Below are 5892 nucleotides of genomic sequence, written 5' to 3'. Positions count from 1 at the left end.
GCCTTGATGGACCCGGCAGGGCTGATGTGGTCGGTCGTGACCGAGTCGCCCAGCTTCGCCAGCACGCGGGCACCCGAGATGTCGGTGACCGGCGACGGCTGCGCCGACATGCCCTCGAAGTACGGGGGCTTGCGGACGTAGGTGGACTGCTCGTCCCACTCGAACGTGTTGCCCTCGGGGGTCGACAGGGCGCGCCAGCGCTCGTCACCCGTGAAGACGTCCGCGTAGTCCTTGGTGAACATCGCACGGTCGATCGAGGAGTCGATCGTCGCCTGGACCTCTTCCGGCGTGGGCCAGATGTCGCGCAGGAAGATCGGCGAGCCGTCCTCGTTGCGTCCCAGCGGGTCGTGCTCGAAGTCGAACTCCATGGTGCCCGCGAGGGCGTACGCGATGACCAGCGGCGGGGAGGCCAGGTAGTTCATCTTGACATCGGGGTTGATGCGACCCTCGAAGTTGCGGTTGCCCGAGAGCACCGAGACGACCGACAGGTCGTGCTCGTTGACGGCCTCGGAGACCTTCTCGTCGAGCGGGCCCGAGTTACCGATGCAGGTCGCGCAGCCGTAGCCCACGAGGTGGAAGCCGAGCTTCTCGAGGTAGGGCCACAGGCCCGCCTTCTCGTAGTAGTTCGTGACGACCTGCGAGCCCGGTGCCATGGAGGTCTTGACCCACGGCTTGGCCTCCAGGCCCTTCTCGACGGCCTTCTTCGCGAGCAGCGCCGCGGCGAGCATCACGGACGGGTTCGACGTGTTGGTGCACGACGTGATCGAGGCGATCGCGACCGCGCCGTGGAACAGGTCGAACTGCTTGCCGTTGGTGTCCGTGACCGGGACGGTCCGGCGCCCGTTGGCGTGGATCGCGGGCGAGTCGGAGGCCGGGAAGGACTCCTTCTCGGCCTCGTCGACCACGTCGACGACCTCGGGGGCGTAGGTCGGCAGGTCGCGGGCGAAAGCCGACTTGGCGTTCGACAGCTCGATGCGGTCCTGGGGACGCTTGGGACCGGCGATCGAGGGGACGACCGTCGAGAGGTCGAGCTCGAGGTACTCGGAGAAGACCGGCTCGACGTAGCTCGGGTCGGTCGGGTCGAGCCAGAGGCCCTGCTCCTTGGCGTAGGCCTCGACGAGCGCGAGCTGCTCCTCGGAACGACCCGTCAGGCGCAGGTAGTCGACCGTGACCGAGTCGATCGGGAAGATCGCGGCGGTCGAGCCGAACTCGGGGCTCATGTTGCCGATCGTGGCGCGGTTGGCCAGCGGCACGGCCGCGACACCGGCGCCGTAGAACTCGACGAACTTGCCGACGACGCCGTGCTGGCGCAGCATCTGCGTGATCGTGAGGACCACGTCGGTCGCCGTGACGCCCGAGGGGATCTGGCCGCTGAGCTTGAAGCCGACGACGCGCGGGATGAGCATCGAGACGGGCTGGCCGAGCATCGCTGCCTCGGCCTCGATGCCGCCCACGCCCCAGCCGAGCACGCCCAGGCCGTTGACCATGGTCGTGTGCGAGTCGGTGCCGACGCACGTGTCGGGGTACGCACGGAGCACACCGCCGACCTCGCGCGTCATGATGGTGCGCGCCAGGAACTCGATGTTGACCTGGTGGACGATGCCGGTGCCCGGGGGGACGACCTTGAAGTCGTCGAACGCCGTCTGGCCCCAGCGCAGGAACTGGTAACGCTCGTGGTTGCGCTGGTACTCGAACTCGACGTTGCGCTCGAACGCGTCACGGCGACCCGCGACGTCGATCTGCACCGAGTGGTCGATGACCATCTCGGCGGGAGCCAGCGGGTTGATGCGCGACGGGTCGCCACCGAGGTCCGCGACGGCCTCGCGCATGGTCGCGAGGTCGACGACGCAGGGGACGCCCGTGAAGTCCTGCATGATGACGCGACCCGGCGTGAACTGGATCTCGGTGTCAGGCTGAGCGTCCGGGTCCCAGGCGGCGATCGCGCGCACGTGGTCCGCGGTGATGTTCGCGCCGTCCTCGGTGCGCAGGAGGTTCTCGGCGAGGATCTTCAAGCTGTACGGGAGGCGCTCGGCGCCTTCTACCGCGGAGAGGCGGAAGATCTCGTACGAGTTCTCACCGACCTCCAGTGTTCCCTTCGACCCGAACGTGTCGACGCTGCTCACGGTTGCTCCTTCTACCTGGCGAGGGTGGGTGACGACCACCTCGCCTAGGGCACCGCGCGGGCTCTGTGGCCCACGTCGCACGCCCGACGTGGCAGGTCGTCGGATGACGATCAAGATGGTTCTGGGGGCTTTGCCCAGCGTACGCCGGGCCGGGCGACGCACCGAAATGCCGCCGACACACAGCATACCGCATTTATCTTGACGTCAAGATATTCACGCGCGGTGCCACCGCAGGAGCCACGGGACCAGGAACCGGTACACGGCCTCGATCGCGGCCCAGCCCACGAGCACGGCGACGGTGATGACCACGGCCTCCTGCGCCGTCGGGACCTGCAGCGCGAAGAAGTCCCGGACCCACGGGACCGCCACGGCGAGCGCCGCGCACGCCGCGAGCGCCGCGATCAGGAGAAGCTTCCACCCGTTGAGCGGCCTCGCCTGGATGCCCACGACCCACAGCGAGACGCCGATCAGCACGAGCGTCGAGGCCGAGCGTGCGTCGCCCGTCCCCACGAGCGGCCGCAGGTACCCGTAGACGAGCAGGATGACCGCCCCGATCACGACCCCCGCGGGGATCGCGAAGCTCAGCACCCGGCGCAGGAAGCCCGCGACATAGCGCCGGTTGTTGGGCGGCAGCGCGAGGAAGAACGCCGGGATGCCGATCGTCAGCGAGCCGGCGATGGTCATGTGGCGCGGCAGGAACGGGTAGGGCCACACGAGCAGCACCACGGCCACCGCGAGGATCGCCGCGTACGTCGTCTTCGCGAGGAACAGGCTCGCGACCCGCTCCATGTTGGCCATGACCCGCCGCCCCTGCCCCAGGACGCCGGGCAGCGTCGCGAACCGCCCGTCGACCAGCACGACCCGGGCGACGGCCTTGGTCGCCGGGGCACCGTTGCCCATCGCGATCCCGAGGTCGGCGTCCTTGAGCGCCAGGGCGTCGTTGACGCCGTCGCCCGTCATGCCGACCACGTGGCCGCGCGACTGGAGCGCGTGCACGATCGCGCGCTTCTGCTCGGGCGTCACGCGCCCGTAGACGTCGTGCGCGTCGACGACCTCGGCGAGCTCGGCAGGGTCCTCGGGGAGCCGGCGCGCGTCGAAGCCCTCGACCCGTTCGCCGTCGCCGTGCAGCGCGACCTTGGTCGCGATGGCCGCGACCGTGTCCGGGTTGTCGCCCGAGATGACCTTGGCCCGGACGCCCTGACGGCGGAAGTACTCGAGGGTCTGGGCCGCGTCGGGGCGGATGCGCTCGCCCAGCACCGCGAGCAGCGCGGGCACCAGGTCGTCCGGGAGCGGCGCCTCGGTCGCCGGGAGCCCGGACGGGGCGTGCGCGAGCAGGACCACGCGCGCGCCGGTGTCGGCAGCCTCGCGGACCTCCGCGAGCGCCGCGGTCGCGGGGGCGTCCGCACGCCCCGCGAGCAGGATCTCGGGGGCGCCCAGCACGAACGCGCCCGCGCCCGTGCGCAGCGCGCTCCACTTGCGGGCCGAGGAGAACGGGACCGAGTCGAGCACCGCTGCGCCCTCGACGTCCGTGAGCCCCTCGGCGAGAGCCTGCGACGTCGCGTTGCCCTCGGGGTCGGCCGCGACGGCCGCGAGCGCCTCCCGGGCGCCCTCGACGTGCGCGAGCGCGCGCAGCTCGTCCAGTGCCACGTGCCCGTCGGTGATGGTGCCGGTCTTGTCGAGGCACAGCACGTCGACGCGCGCGAGGATCTCGACCGCGGGCAGCTCCTGGACCAGGACCTCCTGGCGCGCGAGGAGCATCGCGGCGATGGCGAAGTTGAGCGAGGTCAGCAGCACGAGCCCCTCGGGGATCATCCCGACGACGCCCGCCACGGCCGCGACCACGCCGTCGCGCCACGTCCCGTCGGCGATCGACTCGCGCACGCCGCCCGTGTAGTAGAGCTGGCTCCAGAACAGCAGGAGCGAGATGGGCACGATCCCGATCGAGACGACCTTGAGGATCTTGTTGACCCCCTCGCGCAGCTCCGAGCGTACGACCGAGAACTTCTTGGCCTCGGCCGTGATGCGCTGCGCGTACCCGGCCTCGCCCACCCGGACCACACGGCACACCGCGTGCCCCGCCACCACGGACGAGCCCGAGAGCACCTCGTCGCCGACCGCCTTGTGCACGGGGCGCGACTCGCCCGTGAGCATGGACTCGTCGACCTCGAGCCCCGTGGCCTCGAGGACCTGGGCGTCGGCCGGCACCTGGTCGCCGATGCTCACGAGCATCACGTCGTCGAGCACCACCTCGTCGAGCGCGACCTCCTGCTCGGTCCCGTCACGCACGACGCGCGCCGAGGGGGCGGTGAGGATCGAGAGCCGGTCGAGGGTCCGCTTGGCGCGGTACTCGGTGACGATCCCGATCCCCGCGTTGATGACCACGACGAACCCGAAGACCGCGTCGGGCCAGCGGCCCGTGAGGAGCACGAGGGTCACGGCGATCGCGAGGATCAGGTTGAAGAGCGTGAAGACGTTGGACCGCAGGATCGCGCTCAGCGAGCGCGAGGTCGCCTGCGAGGTGCGGTTGGTCTGCCCGGCCTCGACGCGCGCTGCCACCTCCTGGGCGCTCAGCCCGCGGTGACCGGCGGTCGCGGTGCCCGACGACGGAGCGCCCGGTGGGCGGTCGGGTCCGGTCGCGGGGGCGCCGTCGTCGGCAGAGGTGCTCACCCGTCGATTGTGCCCGTCAGCGCCGGTTCTGCCCTGTCGGAGCGGGGTGCAGCCCGCCGGAGCGGGTCAGAGCCACTTGTGGCGCTTGAAGATCAGGTAGAGCGCGAACCCCATGGCGACCATGGCCGCGACCGCCGCCGGGTAGCCGAGGCCCCAACCGAGCTCGGGCATGCGCTCGAAGTTCATGCCGTAGATCGTGCCGACGAGCGTGGGTGCGAAGAGGATCGCCGCCCAGGACGAGATCTTCTTGACCTCCTCGCCCTGGGCGAGGCTCGTCTCCGACAGTCGGCGCATCTCCTCGTTCTGGTGCTGGGCCACGAGCGTGGCCTGGACCATGAGCGCGTTCTGCAGGAGGACCCGGAACGAGTCGGCCTGCTCGGCGAGGCGCAGCGAGTGGTCGAGCACGTCGCGCAGGTTGCGCTGGAGCTCGATGTCGACGCCGTACTTCTCCGAGCCGCGCTCGAGCGACTGGAGGATGCCCACGACGGGATGGGTGGCCCGCTGGAAGGCGATGACCTCGCGCGAGAGCTCGTAGATGCGCCGAGAGACGGCCGGGTCCCCGCTGAAGAGCTGGTCCTCGATCTCGTCGATGTCGTTCTGCAGCCCCGCGACCACGGGGGCGTACTCGTCGACGACCTGGTCGAGCACCGCGTAGAGGATGGCCTCGGGACCGAGCCGCAGGAGCTCGGGCGTCGACTCGAGCCGACGGCGGACGGCCCCCACGTCCGGCGACTCGGCGTGCCGGACCGTGACGACGAAGTCTGGGCCCACGAAGACGTGCAGCTCACCGAACTCGACCCGCTCCTCGGCATCGAGATAGCGGGCCGGGCGCAGGACCACGAAGAGGTTGTCGTCGTAGCGCTCGAGCTTGGGGCGCTGATGGGCTGCGATCGCGTCGTCGACCGCGAGGTGGTGCAGCGAGAGCTCCTCGGCGACCGCGCGGATCTCGGCCTCGCTCGGCCGGTACAGACCGACCCATGCGAGCCCGTGCCGCTCACGCATGGTCTCGAACGTCTCGTCGAGGCTCGACGGGTTGGCCGTGCGCCGCCCGTCGACGTAGACCGCGTTGTCGACGATGCCCATGCTGGTGGCCCTCCTCAGG

Annotated in this window: 3 protein-coding genes; all 3 read right to left on the bottom strand. The window is 70.4% G+C overall.

Features of this window, described 5'->3' with window-relative positions; all coding sequences use genetic code 11:
- Positions 1-2123: aconitate hydratase AcnA (acnA, locus tag ACFWFR_RS16715; RefSeq protein ID WP_377623728.1), on the bottom strand; the 2123-nt coding region annotated here is incomplete at its 3' end.
- A gap of 213 nt (positions 2124-2336) precedes the next feature.
- Positions 2337-4790, bottom strand: a complete 2454-nt coding sequence (locus ACFWFR_RS16710) for an HAD-IC family P-type ATPase (RefSeq protein WP_377623727.1) — start codon at positions 4788-4790, stop codon at positions 2337-2339.
- Positions 4791-4856: 66 nt separating this feature from the next.
- A complete protein-coding gene (locus ACFWFR_RS16705) occupies positions 4857-5873 on the bottom strand; it encodes a magnesium and cobalt transport protein CorA (RefSeq protein WP_056650144.1) in 1017 nt (338 codons plus the stop codon).
- Between the last annotated feature and the right edge of the window lie 19 nt (positions 5874-5892).

Origin of the sequence: Oerskovia sp. NPDC060287 (assembly GCF_042726775.1) — a bacterium.
GTDB lineage: Bacteria > Actinomycetota > Actinomycetes > Actinomycetales > Cellulomonadaceae > Oerskovia > Oerskovia merdavium.
Note: the sequence above shows the minus strand (reverse complement) of the source record. Positions and strands in the feature narration are given on the sequence as shown.

Excerpts from the sequence above, each read along its gene's own strand:
- ACFWFR_RS16705 (WP_056650144.1), bottom strand. The coding sequence starts at position 5,873 with ATGGGCATCGTCGACAACGCGGTCTACGTCGACGGGCGGCGCACGGCC.